Consider the following 465-nt stretch of genomic DNA (forward strand, 5'->3'; position numbering starts at 1 on the left):
ATCCTCACTCCCCATCGTATTCACTTGCGAACAGACTACCCACCCCCTGCTGACAGCAGGGTGTCAGCAGGGGCGAAGCAGACTGGTGCCCGACCGCCGACACCGCGCCTTTCGTAGGAGCGGCCCCAGGCCGCGCTTGCCCACAGGGATGTAGGTGCTTGGCGTGAGCAGGATGCGGGAGCCAGGCGCCGGATCCGCCAACCTCCGCCAGTCACGGAGAGTCTGCCACTTCGCCCTATCGCGGCCCAAGGGCCGCTCCTACAGGCAACATCCCGCCGATGAACACAAGGATACGACCATGAGCACCACCCTGACCCCCAATCTGATGAGCGACGACGTCAACCGTTCGGTCGCCTTCTATCGCGACCACCTCGGCTTCCGCCTGCTGATGGGGGTGCCCTTCGACAGTGAGGAACCGGTCAACGAACTGCCGGAGGAGGCCGCGTTGCAGTGGGCGATGCTGGG

Annotated in this window: 1 protein-coding gene; it reads left to right on the forward strand. The window is 64.9% G+C overall.

Annotation, left to right across the window (positions count from 1 at the left end):
* Positions 1-298: 298 nt before the first annotated feature.
* Positions 299-465, forward strand: a 167-nt coding sequence (locus tag ACYQ2W_RS26610) for a VOC family protein (RefSeq protein WP_459874149.1), incomplete at its 3' end; no start/stop codon positions are given.

This window comes from Endothiovibrio diazotrophicus (genome assembly GCF_054657215.1).